Annotated in this window: 17 protein-coding genes; 13 read left to right on the forward strand and 4 right to left on the reverse strand. The window is 61.5% G+C overall.

Going from position 1 to position 25,712, the window contains the following annotated elements:
• Positions 1-49: 49 nt before the first annotated feature.
• From AC1ME3_RS16940 to AC1ME3_RS16960, 5 genes are all read left to right on the forward strand, one after another.
• Entirely contained in the window at positions 50-1,357 is a 1,308-nt protein-coding gene (locus AC1ME3_RS16940) for a sugar porter family MFS transporter (protein WP_207894249.1), read from the forward strand.
• The gene (locus tag AC1ME3_RS16945) at positions 1,354-2,868 is read left to right on the forward strand and encodes a glycoside hydrolase family 32 protein (protein ID WP_333922609.1); all 1,515 of its coding nucleotides are present in this window, start codon (positions 1,354-1,356) and stop codon (positions 2,866-2,868) included. Before AC1ME3_RS16940 ends, AC1ME3_RS16945 begins: the two co-directional genes overlap by 4 nt.
• A 140-nt stretch (positions 2,869-3,008) precedes the next feature.
• On the forward strand, positions 3,009-5,879 hold the full coding sequence (locus tag AC1ME3_RS16950; protein WP_480954114.1) for a TonB-dependent receptor: 2,871 nt from the start codon (positions 3,009-3,011) through the stop codon (positions 5,877-5,879).
• Positions 5,880-6,075: 196 nt separating this feature from the next.
• Positions 6,076-7,683, forward strand: a complete 1,608-nt coding sequence (locus tag AC1ME3_RS16955) for a glycoside hydrolase family 32 protein (RefSeq protein ID WP_480954115.1) — start codon at positions 6,076-6,078, stop codon at positions 7,681-7,683.
• Positions 7,684-8,252: 569 nt separating this feature from the next.
• A complete protein-coding gene (locus AC1ME3_RS16960; RefSeq protein ID WP_480954116.1) occupies positions 8,253-8,414 on the forward strand; it encodes a hypothetical protein in 162 nt (53 codons plus the stop codon).
• Positions 8,415-8,459: 45 nt separating this feature from the next.
• Here the strand turns inward: AC1ME3_RS16960 and AC1ME3_RS16965 are convergent, their stop codons facing one another.
• Complete coding sequence (locus AC1ME3_RS16965; RefSeq protein ID WP_480954117.1) at positions 8,460-9,380, reverse strand: sterol desaturase family protein; 921 nt, start codon at positions 9,378-9,380, stop codon at positions 8,460-8,462.
• Between the two features lie 893 nt (positions 9,381-10,273).
• On the opposite strand from AC1ME3_RS16965, the gene AC1ME3_RS16970 reads away from it, so the two are divergent.
• Both AC1ME3_RS16970 and AC1ME3_RS16975 read left to right on the forward strand, forming a co-directional pair.
• Positions 10,274-15,829 (forward strand): hypothetical protein, encoded by a 5,556-nt coding sequence (locus AC1ME3_RS16970; protein WP_480954118.1) that lies wholly within the window; start codon positions 10,274-10,276, stop codon positions 15,827-15,829.
• The gene (locus tag AC1ME3_RS16975; protein WP_480954119.1) at positions 15,826-16,815 is read left to right on the forward strand and encodes a helix-turn-helix domain-containing protein; all 990 of its coding nucleotides are present in this window, start codon (positions 15,826-15,828) and stop codon (positions 16,813-16,815) included. The genes AC1ME3_RS16970 and AC1ME3_RS16975 overlap by 4 nt, the downstream gene beginning before the upstream one ends.
• 77 nt (positions 16,816-16,892) lie before the next feature.
• On the opposite strand, the gene AC1ME3_RS16980 is transcribed toward AC1ME3_RS16975, so the two are convergent.
• Together AC1ME3_RS16980 and AC1ME3_RS16985 are read right to left on the reverse strand one after the other, a co-directional pair.
• Positions 16,893-17,414: a hypothetical protein gene (locus AC1ME3_RS16980; protein WP_480954120.1), complete on the reverse strand. Its 522-nt coding sequence runs from the start codon at positions 17,412-17,414 to the stop codon at positions 16,893-16,895.
• 691 nt (positions 17,415-18,105) lie between these two features.
• Complete coding sequence (locus AC1ME3_RS16985) at positions 18,106-19,128, reverse strand: IS110 family RNA-guided transposase (protein WP_480954121.1); 1,023 nt, start codon at positions 19,126-19,128, stop codon at positions 18,106-18,108.
• A gap of 303 nt (positions 19,129-19,431) precedes the next feature.
• Here AC1ME3_RS16985 and AC1ME3_RS16990 point away from each other — a divergent pair, with 303 nt between their 5' ends.
• The 4 genes from AC1ME3_RS16990 (at position 19,432) to AC1ME3_RS17005 (ending at position 23,047) form a co-directional block, all read left to right on the forward strand.
• Complete coding sequence (locus tag AC1ME3_RS16990; RefSeq protein ID WP_480954122.1) at positions 19,432-20,532, forward strand: histidine kinase dimerization/phosphoacceptor domain -containing protein; 1,101 nt, start codon at positions 19,432-19,434, stop codon at positions 20,530-20,532.
• Positions 20,532-20,996, forward strand: a complete 465-nt coding sequence (locus AC1ME3_RS16995) for a response regulator (protein WP_121884513.1) — start codon at positions 20,532-20,534, stop codon at positions 20,994-20,996. The genes AC1ME3_RS16990 and AC1ME3_RS16995 overlap by 1 nt, the downstream gene beginning before the upstream one ends.
• A gap of 259 nt (positions 20,997-21,255) precedes the next feature.
• Complete coding sequence (locus AC1ME3_RS17000) at positions 21,256-22,605, forward strand: HWE histidine kinase domain-containing protein (protein WP_480954123.1); 1,350 nt, start codon at positions 21,256-21,258, stop codon at positions 22,603-22,605.
• A 91-nt stretch (positions 22,606-22,696) separates the two neighbouring features.
• Entirely contained in the window at positions 22,697-23,047 is a 351-nt protein-coding gene (locus tag AC1ME3_RS17005; protein ID WP_093401120.1) for a response regulator, read from the forward strand.
• Position 23,048: 1 nt separating this feature from the next.
• Here AC1ME3_RS17005 and AC1ME3_RS17010 read toward each other — a convergent pair whose 3' ends face one another.
• Positions 23,049-23,255, reverse strand: coding sequence for a ComEA family DNA-binding protein (locus AC1ME3_RS17010; RefSeq protein ID WP_235518058.1), 207 nt, complete (start codon positions 23,253-23,255; stop codon positions 23,049-23,051).
• 203 nt (positions 23,256-23,458) lie between these two features.
• On the opposite strand from AC1ME3_RS17010, the gene AC1ME3_RS17015 reads away from it, so the two are divergent.
• Both AC1ME3_RS17015 and AC1ME3_RS17020 read left to right on the forward strand, forming a co-directional pair.
• On the forward strand, positions 23,459-24,919 hold the full coding sequence (locus tag AC1ME3_RS17015; protein ID WP_480954124.1) for an aminotransferase class I/II-fold pyridoxal phosphate-dependent enzyme: 1,461 nt from the start codon (positions 23,459-23,461) through the stop codon (positions 24,917-24,919).
• Between the two features lie 58 nt (positions 24,920-24,977).
• Positions 24,978-25,472: a nucleoside deaminase gene (locus AC1ME3_RS17020; protein ID WP_480954125.1), complete on the forward strand. Its 495-nt coding sequence runs from the start codon at positions 24,978-24,980 to the stop codon at positions 25,470-25,472.
• Positions 25,473-25,712: the final 240 nt, after the last annotated feature.

Here is a 25,712-nt window from a genome sequence, read left to right on the forward strand (position 1 = left end):
AGGCCCCGCGGGTGTTGCCGATGACGCCCGGGCAACTCCGGCGATCATCATGAGCGCGGCAGGCGCTGCGCTTGGTGGTCTTCTGTTCGGTTTCGACACCGCTGTGATCTCGGGTGCGACCAATGCGCTGCAAAGCCAGTTCGCGCTGACCGAGGCATCGCTTGGCTTTACCGTGGCCTCAGCCTTGATCGGCACCGTCCTGGGATCGCTGATAGCAGGCGCCCCGGCCGATCGGTACGGCCGCAAAGCCATCATGCTGTCCGTCGCGATAGCCTATGTCGTGTCGTCGCTCGGTACTGCGCTGGCGCACGACTGGTACGTGCTGATTGCATTCCGCTTCCTGGGTGGCGTGGCGATCGGCGCCGCATCGGTCGTCACGCCGATCTACATTGCCGAGGTCTCGCCGGCGCGGTTCCGCGGCCGATTGGTGGCGATGAACCAACTGAACATCGTGCTGGGTATCCTCATCGCGTTCCTCTCCAACTACATCATAGCGCAGATCCTGCCCCCCCAGACGGCTTGGCGCTGGATGTTCGGCATCGTCGGGGTGCCGTCCGTCATATTCCTCATCGTCACGTTCTTTCTTCCAGAAAGCCCAAGGTGGCTGGCGGTGCATAGGCACCGCGAACGCGCCGTCGCCGCGATGACGCGGCTTGGATTTAGCGACCCCGGTGCCGAACTGCTCCGCATCGAAGCCGCAGACACGCGCGAAGCCGCCAAGGGGGCTCCACGCCTTTTCCAGGCGTCGCACGCCCTCCCCGTCACCTGCGCAATCGCGATCGCGATGTTCAATCAGCTCTCCGGCATCAACGCCCTGCTCTACTACGCACCGCGCATCTTCGAATTGGCCGGTGCCGGTGCTGACAGCGCATTGCTGCAATCGGTTGCTGTGGGCGGTACCAACCTGCTGTTTACGGCGCTGGCACTGTTCCTGATCGACCGCTTCGGTCGCAAGCCGCTGCTGTTCGTCGGGTCGATCATCTGTGCTGCCGCATTGCTTCTGGTCGGCTGGCAGCTCGAGCGCGTCGCGCCGAACGGCACCCTGATCCTCGTCGGACTTCTCGCCTTCATCGCAGCGTTCGCGGTGAGCCAGGGCGCGGTGATCTGGGTGTTCATCTCCGAGGTTTTCCCAAGCTCCGTTCGCGGCAAAGGTCAGGCGCTGGGTTCGACCACGCACTGGGTCATGGCAGCGATCATCACCTGGCTGTTCCCGGTGGTCGCCAGCGCCGTCGGCGGATGGGTGTTCGCATTCTTTGGCGCGATGATGCTGCTCCAGTTCGTCTGGGCATGGAAAGTGATGCCCGAGACGAACGGTGTCGCCTTGGAAGATATGGATTTGCGGGGAGCTGCAGCATGAAGACGATTGCACTGCTGATGGCGGCAGCTGCCGCTCTGGCAACCTCGGCGTCGGCGCAGCGGCCCGATCCCCGGCCTAGCTATCATTTCGCCCCAGCCAAGAACTGGATGAACGACCCCAACGGGCTCGTCTACTATGACGGCGAGTATCATCTGTTCTTCCAGTACAACCCTCATGGCGACCGCTGGGGCCATATGAACTGGGGACACGCAGTCAGCCGCGATCTCGTCCATTGGCAGGAACTGCCCATCGCGATTCCCGAGACCGCCGACGTCATGGCCTTTTCCGGCAGCGCCGTGATCGACTGGAACAATACCAGCGGCTTCGGACGCAACGGCAAACCGCCGATGATCGCGATCTACACCGGGCACAACCCCAAGGCGAAGCTCCAGTCGCAGTACGTCGCCTATAGCAACGATCGCGGTCGGACTTGGACGGTCCACGGCGAGGTTCTGAACGTCGGATCGCCAGAGTTCCGCGATCCAAAGGTCTTCTGGCACGCCGCCACCAAGCGCTGGGTGATGGTCGCAGTGATGGCGCTGGAGAACCGCGCGGTGATCTTCACCTCGCCGAACCTCAAGCAGTGGACGTTCGCCAGCAGCTTCGGCCCCGCCGGCGGTCGCGGGAAAAACTGGGAGTGTCCGGATCTGTTCGAATTGCCCGTCGAGGGCGGAGCTTCCGGCGAAAAGCACTGGGTGCTCGGCATCAACCTCGGCGACAACGCCGTCGGTGGGGGCTCGGGTGGTCAGTATTTCGTCGGCGACTTCGATGGGACGCGATTCACGCCGGTTCAGGGCTGGCCCGGCGATGCGCAGTGGATGGATTATGGGGCAGACTTCTACGCCGCTGTGTCGTGGAACGATCTGCCCAAGGACGATCCACGCCGCATCTGGATCGGCTGGGCTAACGACTGGCGTTACGCGGAAGCCATCCCAACCTGGCCATCGCGCGGACTGATGACCGTCCCACGCCAGGTTACGCTGCGCAAATCGCCCGACGGGTATCGGATCATGCAGACGCCGGTGCGCGAGGTCGCGACCCTGCACGGCGCCCGACAGGAATTCGCCGCGACGTTGAACGACAGCCCGACCGCGCTTCCCATTCAGGGTGGTTCGGCGGATCTGGAGTTCGCGATCGACGCTGCTTCGTCCGAGCAGGTGGCGATCACGCTCACGGATGGCGAGGGTTATCAGACCGTCGTCGGCGTTAATCCGACCGTGAACGAGGTCTTCGTGGATCGGACGCGCTCTGGACCGCATTTCCATGACGGCTTTGCCAGCCGCCACGTCGCCCCCGTCGATCTGAAGACGCATCGCGTGAAACTGCGCATTCTGGCAGACGAGTCGATCCTCGAAGTCTTCATCAACGATGGCGAGCGGACGATCACCGATCGATTCTTCCGTGGCAGTGGCCTGCTGCGGTGGAGCGCGTCCTCGCGCGGCGGCAGTGCGCAACTGAAGCTCACCGCATGGCCGATGAACGCAGGCCCAGTGAAGGTCGCAGCGAAGTGACGACGGGTCCCGTTCAAAAGTCGGCAAGCATGTCCGGCCCGAGCTAGCTAGCGGGCCTCGCGGCCCGGACTACCAATAACCTGAAACAAATAACGTAATAAAGAGGGGATTCTTTTATGACGAGGTCTTTCCACGTCCTGTTGACGACTACTGCACTTCTGCCGCTGATTGTTGCATCTTCAGCTTGGGCACAAGCTGATGTGTCGCCGGCAACGAACCAGACCGGAGCGGCCCAGACGCCAACATCCGGCGATCCACTGCCCAACTCTGCGCCCACCAGTGCTGCGCAGGCGCAATCGGACGCGGCGCCGGAGAACGCGCAGGCGGGCGGAGACAACGAAATCGTTGTTACTGGTTACCGTGCAGCGCTTGGTTCTGCACAGGAACTCAAGCGCAATTCGTCGTCAATCGTCGACGCGGTCGTATCTGACGACATCGGCAAACTGCCGGACAACAACGCTGCCGAAGCCATCTCGCGGATCGTCGGCGTTACGGTTCTACGTTACAACGACGAAGCAGGCGTCATTCTGGTGCGTGGCCTCCCGGACGTTGCAACGACGTTCAACGGCCGCGAGTTCTTCTCGGCCGAAGACCGCGTCTTGCATCTCCAGGATTTCCCGGCTGGTGTCGCCGCGGGCATCGAGGTCTACAAGTCGGGGACGCCCGATCTTATCGAACCCGGTCTGGCAGGGCTGGTCAATCTGCGCTCGCGTCGCCCGTTCGACGTAAAAGACACCGAGATCGCCGGAGAAATCCGCGGATCATACAATGATCAGTCCAAAGCATTCGACCCGTCAGGTAACCTCCTGCTGACGAAGCGCTGGGACACACCGATTGGCGAGATCGGCGCCTTGGTGAATATGAGCTACACGCGCACCACCTATCGCAACGCCGATCGCTATGCTGACTCCGCGGTTATCACGCCGCGCGGTTTTGGCGTCGATGATCCCGCCGATGATCTGACGGTCACGACCCCTGGCGTTGGCAATTTCAACTTTCCGGCAAACGCCGGCAACTTTTACGAGAAGGGCGTTCGTCACCGGCCGGCCATCAACGGTACGATCCAGTGGCGCCCATCGGCCGATCTTGAGGTTTACGCAGAAGGTTTGTGGCAGGCGTATCGCGGCAACGTGTTGCGGGACTCGTTTAACGTGAACTTCGAACGGCGTGATGCCAACGGCGTTGCGCCCACGCTCAGCAACGTCGTCCTGGTACCGGGCGAGCCGAACAAGGCCGCAAGCTTCACCAAGACGGGCGGCTACGTTCCCGAGTTTTCACGGGTAGCGCAGGATGATCGGACTGATACATATCAGGGCGCATTGGGCTTTAAATGGACGACCGGCCGCGCAACGCTGTCGGGCGACTTCGCCTACACCAACAGCCGCTACAAAGCCCTGGAGCTTGCCGTCGACTCCCAGCTTGCGACTGCACCGACTATCAACGTCGATTGGGACGCACGCGGATCGGCAGTTTTCGATCTAGGCAGCTACGACATCACCAACCCCGACAACGCCCGCTGGCGCGGCTTCAATCAGCGCGAGTTCGTCGCCAAGGGCAACGGGCTTCAAGGCCGTCTTGATCTGGATCTCGAAACCGACTGGGGCTTCCTGCCGCATCTTCAGTTTGGCGTTCGTGCCAGTGATCGCAACGCCTCGTCGCAGAACAATACTCGCTACGCCTACACTGCCGGCCTCAACATCCCGCTTGCGAGCCTTCCAACCGGCGCGCTTGAAGTGATTACGGATGGCTTCCGTAACGATCCACAGCGCTTTCAGAACTGGCTTGCGCCAAATCGTGACGCGATCATCGCCAATAGCGAGGCACTGCGCCAGCTTGCCTATCAGTCGGTCCAGCAGGCGACCGTGCTGTTCCCGAACGACGGCGGCATTCGTGACGCTGTGGCAAAGTACGCAACTGCCGAGATCCCTGTCGATCCGCTGGGCGGCTTCACCGCTAGCGAGGCTAGCTATGCCTTCTATGGTCAGGGCAAGTTCGCGTTCGACCTCGGCGGTATCGAGGTTGACGGCACTGCCGGTGCTCGCATCGTCAACACAGATGGTGAGTATCGCGGTTTCAGTCGCGTACAGGGCAGCGATGGCACCGTTGGTATCGTCCCGACGACGACCAAGCAGAACTACGTCGACGTCTTGCCATCTGCCATTGCGCGCATTCGCTTCTCTCAGAAATGGCAGGTTCGTCTAGGCTACACGCAGACGCGGACCCGGCCGGGGTTCGGTCAGCTGAACCCTTCGCTCAACATCACGGCCAACAGCCCAGGTCCGGATGGCTCGCCGCCGCAGTTTGATGCAACCGGCTCTGGCGGCAATCCGAACCTGCGCCCGCTGACGTCAAAGAACTATGATTCCACTCTGGAGTGGTACTTCTCCAAGAACGGGTCGGCATCTGTCGCCGCGTTCTACCGCGATCTCAATGGCTTCATCGGCAACTATACACAGGTCGTAAACGACCCGATCTACGGCCGCGTTCAGCTGAACCGTCCTGAAAATGCCGGTAACGGACGCATCAAGGGTATTGAGGCTTCGGCGCAGACGTTCTTCGACTTCCTTCCCGGCCTGTTCTCTGGCTTCGGCGTGCAGGCGAACGGCACCTATCTCGACGGCACCAACCAACTGCCGCAGGCGCTCGGCGAAAGTGATCGCCAAGTGCGGATTACTGGTCTGTCCAAATGGGCCTATAATCTCACCGGCTTCTACGAGAAGGGCAAGGTTTCCGCCCGGCTCTCGTACAACTGGCGGTCGGGGTATACCACGAGCTACAACCGCACCATCAATGAAACGCAATATGCGGGCGAACTCGTACGTCCTGTGTCACGACTGGACTTCTCCGCGAGCTTCGAGCCGTACAAAAACATCTCGCTCGTGGCCAACGTCAGCAACATCCTGGCGCAGCCGTTCAAGAACTACCGCTACTATAATGAGACGCAGTATTTTGGTCGCGATCTCCGGATCGAAGGTCGATACATGAGCCTAGGCCTGCGATTCAAGATGTAACGCTCTGACCTGCGCAGTGTGGCAACACGGCACTGCGCAGGGACTTGGACCAAGTTGACCGCGGGTCAACGCCTTCGAACTCTGACCTACCTGCGCAGCGTAGGATCCCTGAGTCCCGTGTAACGAAATGCCATTCCGCTCGGGTGCGGGAGGCCGGGACCCGTCTGCCACAGATATCCTGATAGGAGCCAAGGCAATGCCACGTGAAACCGTCTACACCCGGCGCACGACGCTTGGGCTCATCGCCGGCTTTCCGATGATGGCTGGGTGTGGCCGAACACTGGGCGGAGCAACGACCTTGACGGACGGCTCGGTCTCCATACCTCCGTCACCTTCAGCCACTGTGCCTCAGGCAGAAAACGGCCGGCCTCGCTATCACATCACTGCCCCGGCAGGCGGCTGGATCAACGATCCGCAACGCCCACTGAAGATCGGCGATACCTGGACGCTTTGGGCGTTGTACAATCCCACCTACCCTACCGGTGGCACAAATTGGCGGCGTTGGACGTCGAAGGATCTCGTCACATGGGAAGACCGTGGCATTGCGATCCCGCGAAACACCAACCGCTTTGGAGACGTATGGAGCGGCAGTACCGTTGTTGATACAGCAAATACCGCCGGTTTCGGCGCAGGAGCGCTCGTAACTCTCGTAACGATGCCGGTGCCGGGCACCGGCCAATCCTGTGCATTGTGGTACTCACATGACGACGGAGCGAACTTTGCGTTCCATGACATCGTTCTGGCTAATCCGGGAGGTCGCAAGGATTTTCGCGATCCTACCGTGTTCTGGCATGCGCACACGAACCGTTGGGTTTTGACCCTCTCCGAGGAGGGTAAGATCGGGATCTACACATCCACCAATCTCAAGCAGTGGACATATGCCAGTGGCTTCGCCTCGACGATTGTCGGGCGCGTCATGGAATGCTCACATCTCTTCAAGCTGCATCTGTACGAGGCTAACGGCGCGACGTCGGCAGATAGATGGGTATTGCTGGTTGGCGGCAATGGTACCAAGCTCGGCTTCACCGTAGGCGGCTATTATTGGGTCGGCGACTTTGATGGGATGACGTTCACGTCCGACGCCTTGGAGGGGCAGTGGATCGATGGAGGGGCGGACTTCTACGCCGCTGTAGTCTGGACCGACCCAGCCGCGGCCGATCCGCTTGCGTCGGCGTACTCGATAGCCTGGATGAGCAACTGGGATTATGTGAACAAAATTCCTGTCACCCGAGATTACCGCGGACAACTCAGCCTTGTTCGCCAGCTAAGACTTCAGCGTGTAGCGAACGTACCACGCCTGCTCAGCACACCGCTCGCTGCCCAGAATGAGGTCTTTGCTCCCGCCATTGCCGGACAGGATCAAACGATTACAAAAGGGACGGATTACGTATGGCCGGCAGGTGCAGAAGCGGCCGCCTGCCGTATTGATCTGACGTTCAGCCGGATTGGGGCCATTTGGCCCGACGACATCATCTTATTGGTTCGCAAGGATGATGATTTTGAAACCCGAGTTCTATTCACTGCGCATACCAATACGGTCTCCCTTCACCGAGAAAAGAGCGGCCCCAACGTACCGAATGTTGACGCTTGGCGGCAGCAACGTAGTGTCGCGTGCGATTTCACGACGGGCTCGATAAACTTAAGCCTATTCATTGATTCAGGATCGGTTGAGCTTTTTCTCGGCAGCGGAAAAGCAACAATTTCTGAACTCATAACGGCGCCTCTTGAGGCCAAGCTGCTTAACCTGAGCGTAAGCAACGCTAGATTGAAGGTATCGGGTGTTTCAATAACGCCTATGAATTAGCGCGTTTTGAACTCGCGCTTGCAGCGAATTCGGTTTGGCGCCTTTAATCCATGTCCGGCTGACCCACTTCCGGTCATTCGAAGCGCTCTATCCGCGTCTCAACTTCTGCCGTTCGTTCATGTCGATTCTGACGGACGCTAATCGCTTTGCCCGAAAAGCAACACGCGCCTGTCACGTTCCGGCTTGCAGAGAGGCCGAGACTAGCAAAGGGGGTTGCAGGCCGCGGTCCGAATTGGTTTATTCACAACATGTTAACCCTGTCCTTCCAGCTTTGCAGTGCACCGAAAGGGGGGAACACATGTCGATAGACGAACTGAAAGATCTGCAAGCCTACCACGAGCGGCGATGCCAGTAGAAGATGCGCTGGCTGTTGGGATACTGCTCAGAAAAGGCGGCGAACGCGCATCGTCAGCTGTTTAATTTTTATCGGATGATGCTGGTGGATTTGCGTCAGAGCGATTAGCCTTCTGCGGTATCTAAAGCCGGTCGGTCCTTGCCCTAGCGCTAGTGCGGAAGGCCAACTGGAACGCCGTGCTGCCACAGGTGTTGGCGCTTGAAGGAGAGCAACCATGGCCGATCCAATCAAGCCGACCACCGAGACTGACGAGTCGAATCTGTCGACGGAGCATCAGAACGAAGGCGATGCCCGGCGTCCAAGCGATACGCTCGACAAGGGGCAACTCCAAGAGGACAGTGAAGACAATCTTGAACGGAAATCATCGCTGACCTAGACGCCCGATATACGCAGCGAGAACAGTCACAGTCGCTCGTTTGACTTAGAGCTCACCCTGATCCGGATGCTGAGCGTTAGCTTTCGAAGACGTTTCGGCCTGCCATCTCTTTCTCATCGTCTCGCTTGTCTCACGACTGCCATCGTGGCTCCACCCGGGTTCTCGCAGCACGTAGCCGAGCTTTGCTCGCAAAGGTGCGCGTCGCACGTCGTGAATCAGGCCAATCCACTCATGTGTAGCGGCGCGAAAGGGGTTGAAGAGACTGAGCTGATGCACGATCCCATAGCGCGGGGGATCGTTGCGACATTCGGGCTCGAACGTGCCGAAGAGCCGGTCCCAGACGATCAGCACGCCTGCATAGTTCCGGTCAAGATAGCGTGGATTGGTGGCGTGATGCGCTCGGTGATGGGAGGGGGTGTTCATGACCGCCTCGAACCAGTGCGGCATTCGTCCAATTACTTCTGTGTGTATCCAACACTGATAGATGAGGTTGAGCCCGGCTACGAAGAACACCATCGCAGGTGGAAAACCGATCACTACCAGCGGCAACCTGAACGCGAATGCCAGGCTGAAGAAGCCCGTCCACGTCTGCCGGAGCGCCGTGGCTAGATTGTAATGCTCGCTGGAATGATGGACGACGTGGCTCGCCCAAAACCAGCGTACTCTGTGCGCCGAGCGGTGAAACACGTAGTAAAGCAGATCGTCAAGCAGGAAACAGGCGCCGAACCAATACCACTGATAGCCTACGGTGAAGAGCCGCCATTGATGCAGCCATGTCGCGGCCGCCAACACGATCCCTGCGGTCAGCAGGCCCACAACGAAGCTACCAATCCCGAGTGCGATGCTGGAACTGGCGTCACGTGCCGACCATCGGCTTTGGTCACGACGAGCAAGCCACAGGGCCTCCAGCAGTGTGAGGGCGAAGAAGAACGGAATCGCGTAGACGACCGGATCGGGCAATGTCACAGGTACGACCCGATACCTCGGATACCATTCGATACTGTTTGCATCAGTTCCTCCCGTTCCGATTGGCAGCAATTCCGACGCTGACTATAGCTCGGCTCTCAAGATTGACGCATCAGGTATTTCATCCCCTGGCTAGGTGAATTGTCCTTGAATGAGCAAACAAGCAGACTAGTGCATCAGCGATGGCATGCAGTAATACCCGCCGTGACCTATCACGATTTTAAGTTCGTCATCTACGGCTGTAAAAACCCTGACAGACGGGCTGACAAGCTCGGATAGCAGAGGCCTGAATCGGGCACCTTGATCCGCTGAACGGCATCCACCTTGCGTCTTAGATTTCGGACGTGATCCCTGCCGGTCCGAACGCGAACCCTAGCGAGGATGACGCGACGGGATTAGATAGATTGGACATGATCGGATCGGTTCGGGCACGGGGGGATAGAATGATGGGTCACAGATTGTCGAGAATGGCTTCGTTGGATTGCTCAACGGCGATAGTCACGCTCACCGCGATCAGTCTGACGTGCGCCGTGCCCGCGAAGGCTGATCAGATCGTCATCGTTGCACCAGTGTCGAACGGCTCCCCCGGTCCCGATGGAAATGCTCAGGACAATGGCGGCACAGGCGGCGCCGGATCTTCGGCGCCTGGAGCCGAAGGGGTGGGGATCGACAGCTTCGTCACGGATGGTCGACCTGCCGTCTACATCGCACAGAACGGCGGCAACGGCGGTCAGGGTGGTGTCGGATCCCCCAGATTTCTGACAAATGGTGAACGCGGCGGAGCAGGGGGTACGGGCGGCCAGGGGGGTGCAATTGGCTATGGTATCGGAGGAACGCTGACGGGCGGCGATGCGGGTGCGCTACTGTTTGAAAGCATTGGCGGGGCCGGTGGAATGGGTGGGTCAGCCAGCAGAGATCAGGCCGGCGCAGGCGGCGATGCGGGCAGTGGTGGCGCCATATCGCTCGGCGCCAACGCCGGTTTTATCGCGACCAACACCGGTCCGGGGATCGGCATCCATCTGAGGTCCGTCGGCGGCGTTGGGGGCAATGCGGCCGACGGTGTGGGCAATGGAAGTGACGGCGGCATCGGCGGTGAGGGCAACGACGTCTCTGTGAACCTGGGCGGGACCACTACCCAGACGCGCATCACTACCGCCGCCATCGGCATCTTGGCGACCTCGACTGGGGGTGCGGGCGGTGCCGGTGGGCCCGGCGCGTCAGGTTTCGGCAGCGCCACGGGTGGCCGCGGCGGCGCGGGCGGCGCGGGCGGCGCGGTGACCGTCATGACGGAGACGACAAGCATCGCCGTGGACGGTGCCGTGCTCGATGTTGATGTCTCGGGTAACCAGGCCTTACAGGGTGGGATTGTAGCCCGGTCGATCGGTGGCCTGGGCGGCGCGGGCGCCCCGCCGGTGCCGGGTTTGGGAGGCCGTACGGGCGGGGACGGCGCCGGCGGCGGCGAAGCCGGTTCGATCACGGCTGAGATCAACAACACGTTGATCAGAACCAGCGGCACGGCGGCGGCGGTGCTGCTGCAGAGCCTAGGCGCCGGGGGCGGCGCCGGCGCGTCCGCCACGTCCGCGTTCAAGGCGAACGGCGGTGGAGGCGGTGCTGCGGGCACGGGCGACGCCGTGGCGGCTACGGTGATCGGCGGCAGCCTCACGACGACCGGCGCGGATTCGGACGGGCTTGTGGGTCAGTCGATCGCGGGCGCAGGCGGTTACGGCGGCTCCGCATCTGCACAAGGTGCAGGCATCGGGGTCGCGCTGGGTGGTGTCGGCGGCGCCGGTGGCACCGCACGGGATGTTTCCCTTGCGAACGGGACTTTTGGAACCGCCGACGACGGCAGCCCTTCCGGTATTGGCCAGGCGGGCGCCTACATCACCACCACTGCCGATCGCTCGACCGGTATGCTCGGCCAGAGCATCGGCGGCTTCGGTGGTCGCGCGGGCGACGCGGCTACGCTGACGGCGGGGGTCTTTACCTATACAGTCGGCGGGAGCGGAGGCGTGGGCGGGATCAGCGGCGGCATTTCCATGCTGAACGCGGGGTCGATCGCCACCTCGGGTAGTGCCTCCACCGGGATGATCGGACAGTCGATCGGCGGTGGCGGCGGCTACGGCGGCAGCGCCATCGCGACGACGGCGGGCACCGTAGCGACCGCGGCCGTCGCGATCGGTGGCCCAGGCGGCGGCGGCGGCACGAGCGGGCAGGTCGGCGTGACGAACAGCGGCCTCATCGTCGCAGCGGGCGCGAGCGCATATGGCGTAATCGCCCAGTCGATCGGCGGCGGCGGCGGCGTGGGCGGCGACGCCCGCGCAACGACGATCCAGGTGAACGCTCCGGGAGAGGAGCTGCCGACCTTCAACGCCACGGTGGCGATTGGCGCGACGGGTGGCGTCGCCGGCACCGGCGGTGTCGTCGGCGTCGCCAACGACGGCGTAGTCCTAACGGGCGGTTCGGGGGCTATCGGCATCCTCGCCCAGTCGATCGGCGGCGGCGGCGGCGCGGGCGGCAATGCCGTCTCCAGTTCGGTCGCGACGCTGCCGAGCAACCTGACGGCGACCGTGGGGCTTGGTGGCAGCGGTGGCAACGGCGGCGGCTCGAACAACGTGACAGTAGACAACCTGGGTTTGGTCATGACGCTGGGACAGGAGGCGAGCGCAATCGTGGCGCAGGCGATATCGGGGGGTGGCGGGGTCGGCGGTTCCGCCGCCGCAAGCAACACCGCGATCGATATCGAGAGCAAAAATTTGGAAGTCGGTCCCACGATTAGCGCGGCGGTCAGCGTCGGCGGCGCGGGTGGCGGCTTCGTCATCGAGAATGCCGGCAACGTTGACGTAATTAACTCAGGCGGATTGGTGACCGGCGGCGATGGCGCACGCGGCATCTTGGCGCAGTCGATCGGCGGCGGTGGCGGCTCGGGCGGCAATGCGGCGACGCAGGGCGCGGTGGGTGATACGTTGAAAGCCAATGTCGGCGTCGGCGGCAGCGGCGGGATCGGAGCGAATGGCGGTATCGTGACCGTCGAGAACAGTGGGGCGATCCTGACGGGGGGCGCCAACGCGGACGCCATCTTCGCCCAGTCGATCGGCGGCGGCGGCGGCGCGGCGGGCTCGGCCAGCGTCGGCACCGGCACCGCCCTGCAGGTGCAGATTGCCGAGTATCTTGCCTCCGGCGTCGGCATCAGCGACGACTTGATCGAGACCGTGGCTGGCGGTTACGAGCTGCAGGAGAAGGGCCGGGGCGCCTACGCACGCCTCGATACGCTGCAGAAGTATCTGAACGGCTCCGGGCAGACCGCGGCCGATGGCGGCGGAGCCACGCCAGACACGCCCGGTGAGGAAGCCGACGAATCAAGCATCTCGCTCAACGTCGGCACGGCGATCGCTGGCGCGGCGGGGCGAGGCGGCATCGGAAACTCTGTGACGGTAGAGAATACCGGCTCGGTTGCGACCAAGGGCGCCAAATCGCGCGCGATCTTCGCGCAATCGATCGGCGGCGGCGGCGGCACTGGCGGCGCCTCCTCCTCGGCGAGCGGCAACGCCACGCTGAGCGCCAGCATCGCCATCGGCAGCGGCGGCGGCGACTCCGGCGGCAGTGGTCAGGTCCTCGTCATCAACGATGGGACGCTCAGCACCCTAGGCGACGAGAGCCACGCCGTCTTCGCGCAGTCGATCGGCGGTGGCGGCGGTGATGCCGGCGTGACCAACGCCAATAGCAGCTCCGTCACCGGCATCGCCTTGTCGGTAGGCGGCAATACGACCGGTATTCCCGGCAACGGCGGGAACGTCATCGTCCAGGACACGGGGACGATCACCACGCGGGGCGACGGTGCGATCGGCGTTGTCGCGCAATCGATCGGCGGCGGTGGCGGCAGCTTCACCTTCATGGAAGGGGAGAAAGGTGCGGCCGAGGGCGACGGTACCGAGAGTCCGGAGGAAGCCAACATCGTCCGCCAAGCGATCGTCAGCGTCACGCCCGAGAATCTGGCACTGCTCAAGCTCAACATCTCGGGCGGTGGGTTGAACGGCAGTAACGCGGGCTCAGTGGAGGTCGATCTCGGCGGCATCGTCGATCGCAGCGGCAATCCGGTCGGTAACCCCGTGATCCAGACAAGCGGGCGCAACGCCTATGGCGTGCTGGCGCAGTCGATCGGCGGCGGCGGCGTGTTCGCTACCGGGGTCGAACTCGACGGAACGGGTATCTTCTCCGGCAACCATATCGGCACGGGCGGACAAGTGACCGTCAAACTCGGTCCAAAGAGCGCAATCTTTACTAGTGGCGAAGGAGCGGTCGGCGTCCTAGCGCAGTCGATCGGCGGCGGGGGCGGCCTGGTCGGCGGCATGTCGGAGATCGATCTGCTGGCACCCGTCCGAGCACTGGGGTCGCAAGCCAATCTCGGTTCAGGCGGTACCGTTTCGGTGGATCTGTTGGGCGGCCAGATCGTAACAACGGGCGACCGGGCGCACGGCATCGTCGTCCAGTCGGTCGGCGGCGGCGGCGGCTTTTTCGCGACGGGCCCCGCTCCTGCCGGTATGCCGGTGGGTATGGTGGTCGCAGGCGCGGATGCCGGCGGGAGCATCCCCGGCACGACCCTGCCCTGCATCAGCTCGGCATGCCAGGCCACCGTGACGCTGAACGATGCCAGCAACGTGGCAGTCTACGGCAGCGAGGCGATCGGCGTCTATGCGTCGAGCGTCGGCAACGAAGTGCCGTCCGGTCCGATCGCGGAGCGGGTGAACGTCATGATCGACGGCAGCTCGACCGTTCAATCATTCAACGGAACCGGCGTGGTCATGGTTGGGCGCAACAACTATCTGACGAATGCGGGCATGATAGTCGTCGGCGGTGCCATCGGGGCGGGATTCGGGCGTAACGCCGTTGTCACCACGGGCGCGACGATCAGCAACACGGGCATGATCGCCGGCGACATCGTGAACAACGGCATCAATGCAATCGTCGTCAACAATGGCGGGACGATCATGGCCAATCGCATCGATGCGCAGATGCTGACGAACACGGGAACGCTCTCGGTCCGCCCCTTGCCGGGGGGCAACGGTCCAAGCAGCCTGATGGTCAACGGGTCTCTGGTGAGTTCCGGTACCATCCAGATCAACATTGCTCAGCCCTCGCCGTCAACTGCGATCGTGGCGGACACCATCTATGTGACGGGACAGGCTAAGCTGGGCGGCACCATGGTCGTCAACTCGGTCGTGCAGAGATATGACCTGACGGTTCTGACCGCGGGCGGGCTGGACGCAAGTGCACTCACGATCGATGCGGGTTCGAGCGGCGGTTACTTCAGCGTCACCAAGTCGGTGCGTGGGAATGCGCTTCACCTCGTCTCGGCCTCCTCGATCGGTTCGGCGTCGGCGGCACTCGCGCCGAACCAAGCGGGCGTAGGAGCGGCGATCCAAGGCGCTTTCGACAGCGGCGCCCGCTCGGTCGGCGGCGTCGGCTTCGCCGCGCTATCGCGCGCCTTCACGCCGCAAAGCTTCTCCACCTCGCTCCGGCAGTTGTCGGGCAACGTGCTGGGCGCGGTTGCGACGGCGCGCTCCGGCTCCGCGCGCAACATTTTCGCCGCGATCGTCGATTGCCCCGCGCCCGAAGCGGCCACGACGTCGGACGAGAACTGCGTCTGGGTCCGCGGTCTCCACCTTTGGGGCTCCCGAGACGACGAGGACGGTGTCACGGGCTATCGCACCAACACCGATGGTGTGCAGCTCGGCATGCAGCGCTCGCTCGGGACCGATCTGAAGGCAGGTATCACCGTCGCCTACCAGCACAGCGACTTCTACGACGACGATGGGCCCACTCGCATCGACGGACATGACTTCACGCTGGGCGCGATGCTCAAATACCAGCTAGGCCGTCTTCAGATCGTGGGTGGCGTCACCGCGGGTGCCGGGACGTACGACAGCATGCGGACGGTGAGCCTGCCGGGCGTCTCCGGAGTCGCGCAAGCGCAATCGGACGTCCAGCACGCCGCCCTACATACGCGCGTGAGCTACACGCTCGATGCCGGCAGCTTCTACCTGCGGCCTCAGCTCGACGCGAACCTGAGCGTCACGCACAGTGATCGCTATCGTGAGACAGGCGCGCCCCTGGCACTCGCCTTCGCCAGCAAGACACTCCGTACCGGCACGTTCTTGCCCCAGGTCGAGGTGGGAGCAAGGCTAGATCTGGGTGGGTGGGAGCTGCGCCCATTTGTCAGAGGCGGCGCGGTGTTACAGACGGGTAACGACTGGAGCGTTACTGCCCGCTTTGTCGGGACGGAGACGCCGTTCAAATCGGTCACGACCCTGCCTGACCTAATGGGGCACGTCGCGGCCGGCGTCTCAATCCTAAGTTCCACAGAGTTCGACCTGCGGGCGCAGTATGAAGCTGATCTAGCTGACGACTACCGATCGCAGGGTGCAACGCTACGGCTGAATTACCGCCTGTGACCGCCGTCCCGGTTCCGCTCGACGAATTCCGGCCCTGGCGCGCAAAACGGTTTGCATACGACGGTCGGGACAGCGGCGATTCGGGACTTTGTGCGGACTACCTCGCAGACGCTGCGCTCTATCGCCGCACGCAGCCGACGACGTTCGACGGGAAACCGGTCAACACCACCATGCGCTGGTTCGTCGGCTCTCGTGCGGCCTTCCTGCATTCCGTATCGCGCAATGGTGGCACGACCGGACGTAGTCGCGAAGATGACGCGGCGGACAGCATGGACGGCATCCTGGTCTGCCTCGTCACGGCCGGACGCTTCACTGTCGAGACGAATGGCTGCCTGCTGCAGCTAAGCGAAGGGGATCTGTTCCTCATGGATTCGGGGGTGCCTCATGTCATGCATGACCATCCGGGGTCCATCGTGGTGCTGTTTCTGCCGCGCATCCAACTGGCGGCCACGCTCGGCACCGCCGGGACAACAGACCTCGCCGGCCGACTCCTCACCGGAGTTGAGCTCGCCAGCTTGCTCGAACTCCAGCTGCGTTGGCTAGCCCAAAATCTTGGTGCGATCCGCCCGGTCGCCTTTGACGGCGGGCTTACTCATTGTGCCAACCTAGCGCTCACCATCGTCGAGGGCCGGACAGATGAGCGAGGGGCCGCCAAATCTAACCTTGTCGCACGCGCCAAGGCGCTCGTCGCGGCCAGCAGTGGCGATCCGGCTCTGGATCCGCAGCGGATCTCGATGATGCTCGGCGTCTCCAGAACCAAGCTCTACGCCGCCTTCGCCGGACAGGGATTAACGGTCGCGGCGTATCTGCGCGAGCGGCGCCTGCAGACGTTCATGGCATTGCTCACGCGCGAACCCGACCGTCCGATCCAGGAGTTGGCGTTTGTGTCCGGATTCGGCGGCGATCCGTCCGACTTCACCAAGACGTTCCGCGCCAGCTACGGCATCACGCCTTCGGAAGCGCGTGCAGCACTCTTTGGTGAATAGCTGCAAAGGCAACAGTCAACAGCGCCAAACAGAGCGTCCGATCAGCTCATACACGGCTTGAGGACCTGCACTACCAGCTATCTCGCGAGCGATCCGGCGTCGAGAAGGGTTAGGCCTCCGAGCTCATGAACGTAGCGCGAGGAGTCGTGATTCCCTGGAAGTACGAGGGTGGGCGAGATCGGCCGTCCGTTGCACGAGAAGGCGACCAGCGCTGGCGTGCGGGTGACCGCGGGATCCGCTTCGGCATAGGAGACGGCGATCTCGTAACCGTCGGTTGCCCGGGCGACCACGACGAAGCCGATCAAGCTGTTCTTTCGTGGCGGAATGATCGGAGACGCGGCCTTCAGTAGGTCGGAAAGAAGGACACCTTCGAAGCGCCCCCGGATCGGACCAGCGGTGGACGGCTGATCTACATCGGCGGAGGCGGAGGCATGACGTACAATCGACGCCCGATCGAATGAGTATTTAGCTCCGACTGCGCCGTTCACGAGTATCGACGTTTTCGTCGGCACTTGTTGGACGGAAGGAAGTTCGCAGGCGTTTGCCGGTAGGGCGGCGGCAAGTGCGAATTGCCATGTCAAAAACGCGGACGTCAGCATGTCATCTCCGATGGCCTTCTCAGAGTGGCAGAAGGTTGGGCTGCACGTCAATGTCGGCGGCAGCAGCGCGGGACGACGACGCATAAAGAGCCGATTCTGCAGCTTTTAATCATTCTCAGTTTGGCGAACCCGCTGGGTGGCCGGTCAGACGCCTCGATGTATTTGAACAGCGCCTGCCTCGTCTCGGCCTGCGTCGCCCATCGGCATTGATGAACTAGTTCAACGTTCAGAGTATTGACGAAACTCGGCGTGTCTATCCCGGCCAGTCTGGGCGGCGATCCGCTATCCGTCCTTGCGCCTCCCCTCGGACAGATAGCGATGCGCGCATCCAACTTTGCATCGGCCATTTCCTCTGCCGTAACCTTAAATTTTTAGATGAATGCGCCGATCGAACTTGGCTCAAGTGTCGTCACTCATGAAAGACCCATGTGTGGACGGCCCTCCGTTGGCAAGCTTGAACAGTCGCGTTGCAATGCTGGTTGGTGCGGCCATGTGTCCGACCTGTTGTGCGGCTCTTAGCGCCGCTGGCCATAATGCCATTCGCGCGGTTCGGGTCCCGATCACAAACACGCACTCGAGGTGCTTGGGTCTTTGTGGGTTTTCCCGATCCGGCGGTTCAACCGGCTTGTTGCATTAGCTCCTATCCGCCCTTTCCAACCTCGTCCGGTGTGGTCGCCCGCACCGTATCCTGTTACGCGATCTGCGGCTCGCGATAGCGCTCGCCGCTGGCCATCATCGCCCAGATCGTGCGGGCGTTCTTGTTAGCGAGCGCGACCGCGGCGACCTTGGTCTTCCGCCTGGCAAGCAGTTGCACGAGCCAGGGCCGCTTAGCCCCGTTCCGCTCGGCATAGCGCACGACTGCCATAGCGCCGACGATCAGCATCTGACGCAGATATTGGTGGCCCGCCTTCGTGATGCTGCCCAGCCGCTCCTTTCCGCCGCTCGAGTTCTGCCGCGGCACCAGGCCTATCCAAGCAGCCAGGTTGCGGCCCGAGCGGAAGATCGCGGGGTCAGGAACCGTGGCGACGATGGCGCTGGCGAGCAGTGGACCCACGCCGGGTATCTCCATCAGTCGGCGACCGAGCTCGGTCTCGCGTGCGCTCGCCAGGATGCGACGATCGTTCTCGAGGATCTGCTCCTTTACGATGCGCAACTGGGCTGCCAGCATCTCCAGGCAGAACCGCGCATCGGCCGGTACGCGCTCATCGGTAGGATCAGCGATTACGTCGAGGAGCTGCTCGATGCCGTTTCTGCCAATCGGCGCTGCAATCCCGAACTCGGCCAAGTGCGCCCGCATCGCGTTCGACAGCTGCGTGCGCTGGCGGTTGAGGATCAGGCGGACACGATGGAGCATCATCGCGCTCTGCTGCTCGGGCGACTTGATCCCGACGAAGCGCATGGTCGGCCTGGTCACGGCCTCGCAGATCGCCTCGGCATCAGCCGCGTCGTTCTTGCCTCGCTTGACGTACGGCTTCACGTACTGCGCCGGCATCAGCTTCACGTCATGCCCGAGCGCGACCAGCTCGCGCGCCCAGAAGTGTGATGTCGCACACGCCTCAATGCCGATCAGACACCGGGGCAGCTTGGCGAAGAACTTCAACATCCGCCCACGCGTCAGACGCTGGCGAACAACCACTGCGCCATCAGCATCCACTCCGTGCACCTGAAACACGTTCTTCGCGATATCCAGACCGATCGTTGTGACGTTTCCCATCGTGACTCTCCTTCGACTCTCCGCAGGACATACTGCTTGAGGGTTGGAGAGCCGTCCACGTCATCACAAGCGGACACTCATGAGCCGTTTTCGCTTTCCCTACTTCTGCCATTCGTTCAGCTTCCAGCCTGCAAGACGGGTCGCCGATTTTTAATCTCAAAGAGGCTTTGTACGCGCAAGCTATGCCGCCCAATGGCCATGCCTTAGTGAGACGAACTCGATCTTTCAGCGGAACGGAAGCCGATCAAAACGATTTAGTCCCGGCACGGAGTTCGGCTGGTCGGCACGCTCCACGGAGGCGTGATGAAGCAGCGGGACGATTGGCATCTGACGGAAGCGCTCGATTACGAGCACGGGCGAGCGGACCCTTTTGCCGCGGCTGTTCGGGCTACCCGAATGCCTATGGTCATCACGGACCCCGCGCAGACCGATAACCCGATCGTTTTCTGCAACGAAGCCTTTCAAACGCTGTCGGGCTATGACCGGAGTGAAATCATCGGCCGTAACTGCCGCTTCCTGCAGGGTCCCGACACCGACCGAGAGCAGGTGACTAAGGTGCGTCAGGCAATCGACGCCCAAACCGACATTGCCGTGGACCTTCTAAACTATCGAAAGGATGGATCTACATTCTGGAACGCGTTGTATCTGAGTCCTGTACGCAATGACGCTGGTAAGGTTGTCTTCTTCTTCGCCTCCCAGCTTGATGTTACTGACCGCGTCAAAGCGCAAACTATTATTTCAAAGCAGAAGTTATTAGTCGAACAGGAGGTCGAGGCACGCACGTCCGACCTGGAGGCCGCGTTAGACGCAAAAACGCTGCTGCTTCACGAAGTCGACCACCGGGTAAAGAACAATCTTACGATGATTGGTTCGCTTCTGCGTTTGCAGGCGCGTAGCATATCAGACCCGGCCGTTTCATCAAAACTTGAAACCATGCTCGAACGGGTTGATGCGCTGGCGACAGTTCATCGCCGTCTTTATCAGTCGGACGACATAACCCGCTTCGATGTCGGGGCGTTTACCGAAAATCTAATCAGCGACGTCGTTGGTGCCAGCAGACGCGACGACATCAAACTGGTCTCAAACATTTCGCAAATAGAGGTGCCGTCCAGTAAGGCGGCATCGCTTGGATTGATCCTCAACGAAATAGCGACAAACGCCATCAAGCATGCATTTGCCGACGGGCGAGCGGGTACGATTTCCGTCCGTACCGCCCTAGAAGGCAATAATGCCCTGATCGAAATCACCGATGATGGGCATGGGCTTGCCAGCAATGACGTTCAGCCGGACGGCATTGGCAAAATGCTTATTTCCCGCCTCGCCAAGCAAGTCAGGGCCGACGTCGTATGGTCCGATGCCGCCCCCGGTGTTCGTGTATCTCTCTCATTCCCGGTGGACGATTAATGAGTGGACGTGCCAAACCGCCGTTGAATGTGCTGATCGTCGAGGACGAAGCTCTTTTGGCGATGGATATTGAAGCGATGATCGAAGACGCCGGTCACCGTGTCGTCGGCGAGGCCGCGTCTCTCTACGAAGTTGAAGACCTGGCAGGCGATCTCCATCCGGACTTGGCTTTTGTCGACATACAGCTTGCGAAAGGCACCAGCGGCCTGGATGTCTGTGCACTGATCCGGAAGCGATGGGCGGACGCGATAGTCGTCTTCGTCACTGCAAACCCACTCAAGATCCCAGCCGACTTTGCCGGTGGCCATGGCGTCATACCCAAGCCCTTCTCCCGGAATGGTCTGATGTCCGCAATGCGCTACATTGAAGAGGGTGTCTGCGATCCGCCGCCCGTATCCCCGCAGCCAGCGAGCTTCATTGCAGCGCCCGCGTTTGCCGCAGAGTGGTCCCAGACCAGCCCCTGATTTCCGGTGATAACCGACAATCGCATGGCCTTACGAGGTGGGACGACAGATGACAGAAGTTCTACATAAATTCGATTACGTTGATCCATCAACGTGTTACCGCTAGGACGTTCCTGCTTTGGACCGTCAGCCACTCCCGCCTTCGCCTGTTCGACCACACGATACCTCAGGTGTCGTAAGCGAGGCTGTCGACGCATTTGCGTCCCGCCTCAACGAGCATGACCCCTTCGTTGCGGCGTTCGATCACTGCATTACGCCGATGGTCGTCAGCGATCCAACGCTACCGGATAACCCGCTGGTTTACGTCAATCGTGCGTTCGAGGCTCTGACGGGGTTCTCGGCGGTCGAGGTCGTTGGCCGGAACTGCCGTTTCATGCAGGGACCGTTGACCGATCAGGCCGACGTCCAACGCATGAAGGACGCAATTGCTCTTCGTAATCCGATCGATATCGACCTCCTGAATCACCGTCGTGATGGCACGCCGTTCTGGAACCGCCTCATGGTCGCGCCCGTGCATGACGCCACCGGCAGCCTACGCTACTTCGTGGCATCCCAGCTCGATGTCACACTCGAGCGGCACGGGCTGTTGCAGTTGGAACGCGACCGCGACACGCTAAGTGCCGAGCTGGCGATGCGTGAAGTCGCTTTGGCCGAACGAGAAGCGCGCCTGGCGCTTGCGCTCGATGCTGGCGGACTGGGCACTTGGACCATCGACCTGCCAGAATGGCGGCTCAGCTACTCGCCAAGTTGCCTGACGAACTTTGGAAGGCCGGCCGGGGAGATATTATCGGCGGAAGGCTTGTTGGCTTGCGTGCACCCAGAGGATCGCGAACTCGTCAGATCTTCGCTGAACAGCGCTATCGAGCATGGCACGCGGTATAACGTCGAATACCGCATATTGACGCCTGAAGGCGAGCAACGCTGGATCCATTCCCAAGGCTCGCTGCAGCGCCGTGCGGATGGCACGCCGTTGGCGGTTTCGGGCTTTTCGAGCAATGTCTCAGCTCGCAAATTCGCCGAGGAGCAACGTTCGGTTCTGGCCCATGAACTGACACACCGCGTGAAGAACACGCTTGCGACAGTCAGTGCCGTTGTCAGTCAGACGCTACGCGATGCTGGGTCCCTTGCTGAGGCTCGGGATGCGGTATCGGGCCGCATCGCCAGTCTAGCGTCTGCCCACGAACTGCTGCTCAAGGACGAGATCGAAGGCGCGGCGATCGGTGAGATCGTCGAGCGAGTGCTCGCGCCGTTCATGGACAGCAACGGTCGACGGTTTTCCGCTGTCGGCCCGACGATACGGCTGACCCCGGAAGTGACACTTGCGTTGTCGATGGCGCTGCACGAGCTGGCGACCAATGCGATCAAATATGGAGCGCTCTCGGTACCGGAGGGTCAGGTGAGCATACGCTGGGACCTGAACGGCAATGCGACGGAACGTCGACTTACCTTCTCCTGGGCAGAGCAGGATGGTCCTGTCGTTGCCGTGCCTACGCGTATTGGATTTGGTACGCGAATGATTGAGCGCGTCCTGTCACGCCACATCCGCGGCAAGGCGGAAATCCAATATCTGCCGGAAGGTGTTCGCTTCGCAATCGAAGCGCCGATCTAAGCTTTCGACCTTGTCTGACATTTATTAACCCCGTGGCGGGCCCATTGCGTGACCACATTGGTTAAGAGCTCAGCTTATCGGGATCTGTCATATGTGCCATGTGCTCGTCATCGAGGATGATTTCCTCATCGCCGATCACATCATCCAGCTAATCGAACGGGCTGGCGGCACATCCTTTGATCAGGCTGCCTCGCAAGATGAGGCTATCGATGCCGCGAGATTGAGGCCTCCCTCGATCATCATGTCCGACGTCAATCTCTCGGCCGGCACCGGCCCTGCCGCGGTGGAAGCCATCATCTTGGAGCATGGGCCGACACCCGTTATCTTCGTGACCGGGACGCGCGAAGCATGCCATGTAAGTCGGCCATCGATGATCGTTCTCGACAAACCGATCAACGAACAAGCTCTTATCGCGGCGTTCCAAAGCCTGGCCCCTGCCTGAGTCAGCGATCGCCGACGGTCAGTGAAGCAGTCGCCCCATCGGCCTTACCGGTAAGACCGGGTACTTCATCAAGTTGTCTCAGGTCACTGAACCCGCCACGTTCCTCACGATAGCGGACGATCTCGAACCCGTGCCCCGCTAGCGCCGGGATGGCGTCCAACTCCGCCGCACTCGCCGCGTTGACGTTGATCGGCATCTCGTTCCTCATAGCTCTTCCTCTTTCGTACCCTTGATGACGGAATGTTGGAAAAGGGCTTTGCTATCGATGAGCGCCCTAGACAGCTCAGCGGGAGGTTTGATTCATGTCCGCCTTCGGCGGATAACTGCCTGTTTGGTAAAGAAGATCAACCGTCGTGAAGGGGCTTTCCAGTATCCGTGCGTTTCACCCACTCGATCAGGAGAGGGTTCGGCATGGATCAGAAGAGTGCGCCGTTGGCCGATGCATTGGCGGCGATCGAGAAGAGGCCGGTCATCGGATTTGGAGCGCCGGGCCACAACCAGGGTGCAGCCATTCCTGGCGGGATGAAGGCACTGCTCGGCAAGCGCGTTTTCCAAGCCGACGTCCTAACCCCGAAGGGGCTCGATGATCGTACTGAAGGCAAGCTGGCCCTTCAACGTGCGCACGAGATCGCGGCGGAGGCCTGGAATGCCGACTTCTGCCGGTTTGTAACCGGCGGATCCACCCAGAGTCTTCACACGGTTATGGCCTCGGTCGCCGGACCAGGTGACACCATTCTGGTCGCGGCGAATGCCCACAAGGCCGAGCGTACCTACGCGCTCGCGACGGGGCTCAATGCCGCCATCGTGCCGGTCCAGATCGACGGGGAATGGGACATTGAGCATGGTGTTGAGCCGCAGGCGCTGAACGCCGCCTTGGCGGCCAATCCAACCGCCAAGGCGTTCATCGTCGTCAGCCCAACCTATTACGGCGTGACGAGCGATATCGCGGCACTCGCCACGGTCTGTCACGATCACGGTATTCCCCTCATCGTCGATGCCGCTTGGGGTGGTGCGTTCGCATTTTGTGAAGGACTGCCGGACGATCCGCTGACCAAGGGGGCGGATGCTGCCGTCTACAGCGCCCATAAGACGATGGGGGCCCTGGCGCAGGGATCGGTGATCGTCGCCAAGGGCGACCTGATCGATCGCCAGCGATTGTGGATGGCCTATGAACTGTTCGAGACCACCAGCCCATCGGTACCGATCCTAGCAACGCTTGACGCGACCCGGCGAGATCACGCGTTGAACGGGGAGCAGATGTGGAACGGCATCATCGCGCTGGCGGAAAAGGTTCGCAGGAAGATTGCTGGTATCGCCCCCCTGCGCGTGTTCGGTCATGATCATTTGCCGCCAGATGCCAGTCTGGACGTCACCAAGGTGCTGATCGACGTCTCGGCGCTGGGCGTAGCAGGGTATGCGATCGACGACTGGCTCTACAAGCATCACCGGATCAGCATGGGGCTGTCCGACACCCGGCATATTCTGGCTGTTCTGTCCTTGGGCACAACCAGGTCCGATCTCCGCAAGCTCGTCCGTGGTTTGCAGGATCTCGTGAAGCAGCTCGATGCCGATCCCTCCATCCTACCGGCAATCTCGCCTGTGCCCGGGATCGGCACCATGTCGGTCGACATGGCGATGCCCGGGCCTGCGGCACTTCACGGCCCAGCCGAGATGGTGGCCTACGAGGCGGCTGAGGGAAGGATCGCAGCCGAGATGATCGCGCCCGCGCCGCCCGGCGTACCTCGACTGGTGCCGGGCCAGCGCATCACTGCCGCACACGTCGCATGGCTTGTCGCGAACCGTGATGCCGGGGCTTTCGTGATGGATCCGGTCGATCCCACAGAAGCGACCGTCAGGGTGGTTCAAAGCTGACGCAGCAACCGGATCGACACGCAAAATCTAACAGCAACTGCAATTAGGTGGAAACGCAATGCAGACCGATACCGACGAACACTGGATGCAAATGGCGATCGAGGTTGCGCGCTCGAAAGGGTCCGATCCCTCAACCTCCCCGCTTGGATGCGTCATCGTGTTAGACGGGAGGGTGATTGCCGCCGAACGCAATCAGACCAAGGAGTTGCCTGACGCAACCGCTCATGCCGAGATGATGGCGATCCGTCGGGCTTGTGAGCAAACCGGAGAACTGGAGCTGCGCGGGGCGACGTTATACTCGACACTCCAGCCCTGCGGCATGTGCACGATGGCATCGATCTGGTCGAAAGTCGGCCGCGTCGTTTACGGTGCTGGTCGCAACGATGTGCATCCGATGTATTTCGAGGCAAAGCACGTCGACACCCTTGGCTTCATCGGGGACGCCTATCGGGACGATATCGAGATCGAGGGTGGCTGCCTGCGCGACGCGTGCGCTGAACTCTATTACGGTCCCGATGCTGACTTAAACAAAGAAGAACAAGCCAACCTATAAGCACTCAGCATGTCATAGGCGACGACTGTTTGCGGCTGTGAGCGCGAGGGTAACGCAAAGCCTCCTCGAAGCAGCCCAGACGCCCCACAATCAGACGTCCCTGCCCCCTTCCCAGCTTCCCAACTTCGGCCGCTTGTTCATCTCCGCGTAACGCCCGCTTTGGCGCCTGACCTGCGAACTCGAATGTCACAGCTGGGCGATAGTTTATGAGGCAGGCTGTCCAAGTGTGGTTCTACACCC

The sequence above is a fragment of the Sphingomonas sp. BL2 genome, from assembly GCF_056680015.1.

Bases quoted from the DNA above. Each gene is read 5' to 3' on its own strand.
- AC1ME3_RS16980 (WP_480954120.1), bottom strand. From the start codon at position 17,414: ATGCTGACGTCCGCGTTTTTGACATGGCAATTCGCACTTGCCGCCGCC.
- AC1ME3_RS17020 (WP_480954125.1), top strand. From the start codon at position 24,978: ATGCAGACCGATACCGACGAACACTGGATGCAAATGGCGATCGAGGTT.
- AC1ME3_RS17005 (WP_093401120.1), top strand. From the start codon at position 22,697: ATGTGCCATGTGCTCGTCATCGAGGATGATTTCCTCATCGCCGATCAC.
- AC1ME3_RS16970 (WP_480954118.1), top strand. From the start codon at position 10,274: ATGGGTGGGTCAGCCAGCAGAGATCAGGCCGGCGCAGGCGGCGATGCG.
- AC1ME3_RS16940 (WP_207894249.1), top strand. From the start codon at position 50: ATGAGCGCGGCAGGCGCTGCGCTTGGTGGTCTTCTGTTCGGTTTCGAC.
- AC1ME3_RS16995 (WP_121884513.1), top strand. From the start codon at position 20,532: ATGAGTGGACGTGCCAAACCGCCGTTGAATGTGCTGATCGTCGAGGAC.
- AC1ME3_RS17000 (WP_480954123.1), top strand. From the start codon at position 21,256: ATGGTCGTCAGCGATCCAACGCTACCGGATAACCCGCTGGTTTACGTC.
- AC1ME3_RS16990 (WP_480954122.1), top strand. From the start codon at position 19,432: ATGAAGCAGCGGGACGATTGGCATCTGACGGAAGCGCTCGATTACGAG.
- AC1ME3_RS17010 (WP_235518058.1), bottom strand. From the start codon at position 23,255: ATGAGGAACGAGATGCCGATCAACGTCAACGCGGCGAGTGCGGCGGAG.
- AC1ME3_RS17015 (WP_480954124.1), top strand. From the start codon at position 23,459: ATGGATCAGAAGAGTGCGCCGTTGGCCGATGCATTGGCGGCGATCGAG.
- AC1ME3_RS16955 (WP_480954115.1), top strand. From the start codon at position 6,076: ATGCCACGTGAAACCGTCTACACCCGGCGCACGACGCTTGGGCTCATC.
- AC1ME3_RS16945 (WP_333922609.1), top strand. From the start codon at position 1,354: ATGAAGACGATTGCACTGCTGATGGCGGCAGCTGCCGCTCTGGCAACC.
- AC1ME3_RS16985 (WP_480954121.1), bottom strand. From the start codon at position 19,128: ATGGGAAACGTCACAACGATCGGTCTGGATATCGCGAAGAACGTGTTT.
- AC1ME3_RS16960 (WP_480954116.1), top strand. From the start codon at position 8,253: ATGGCCGATCCAATCAAGCCGACCACCGAGACTGACGAGTCGAATCTG.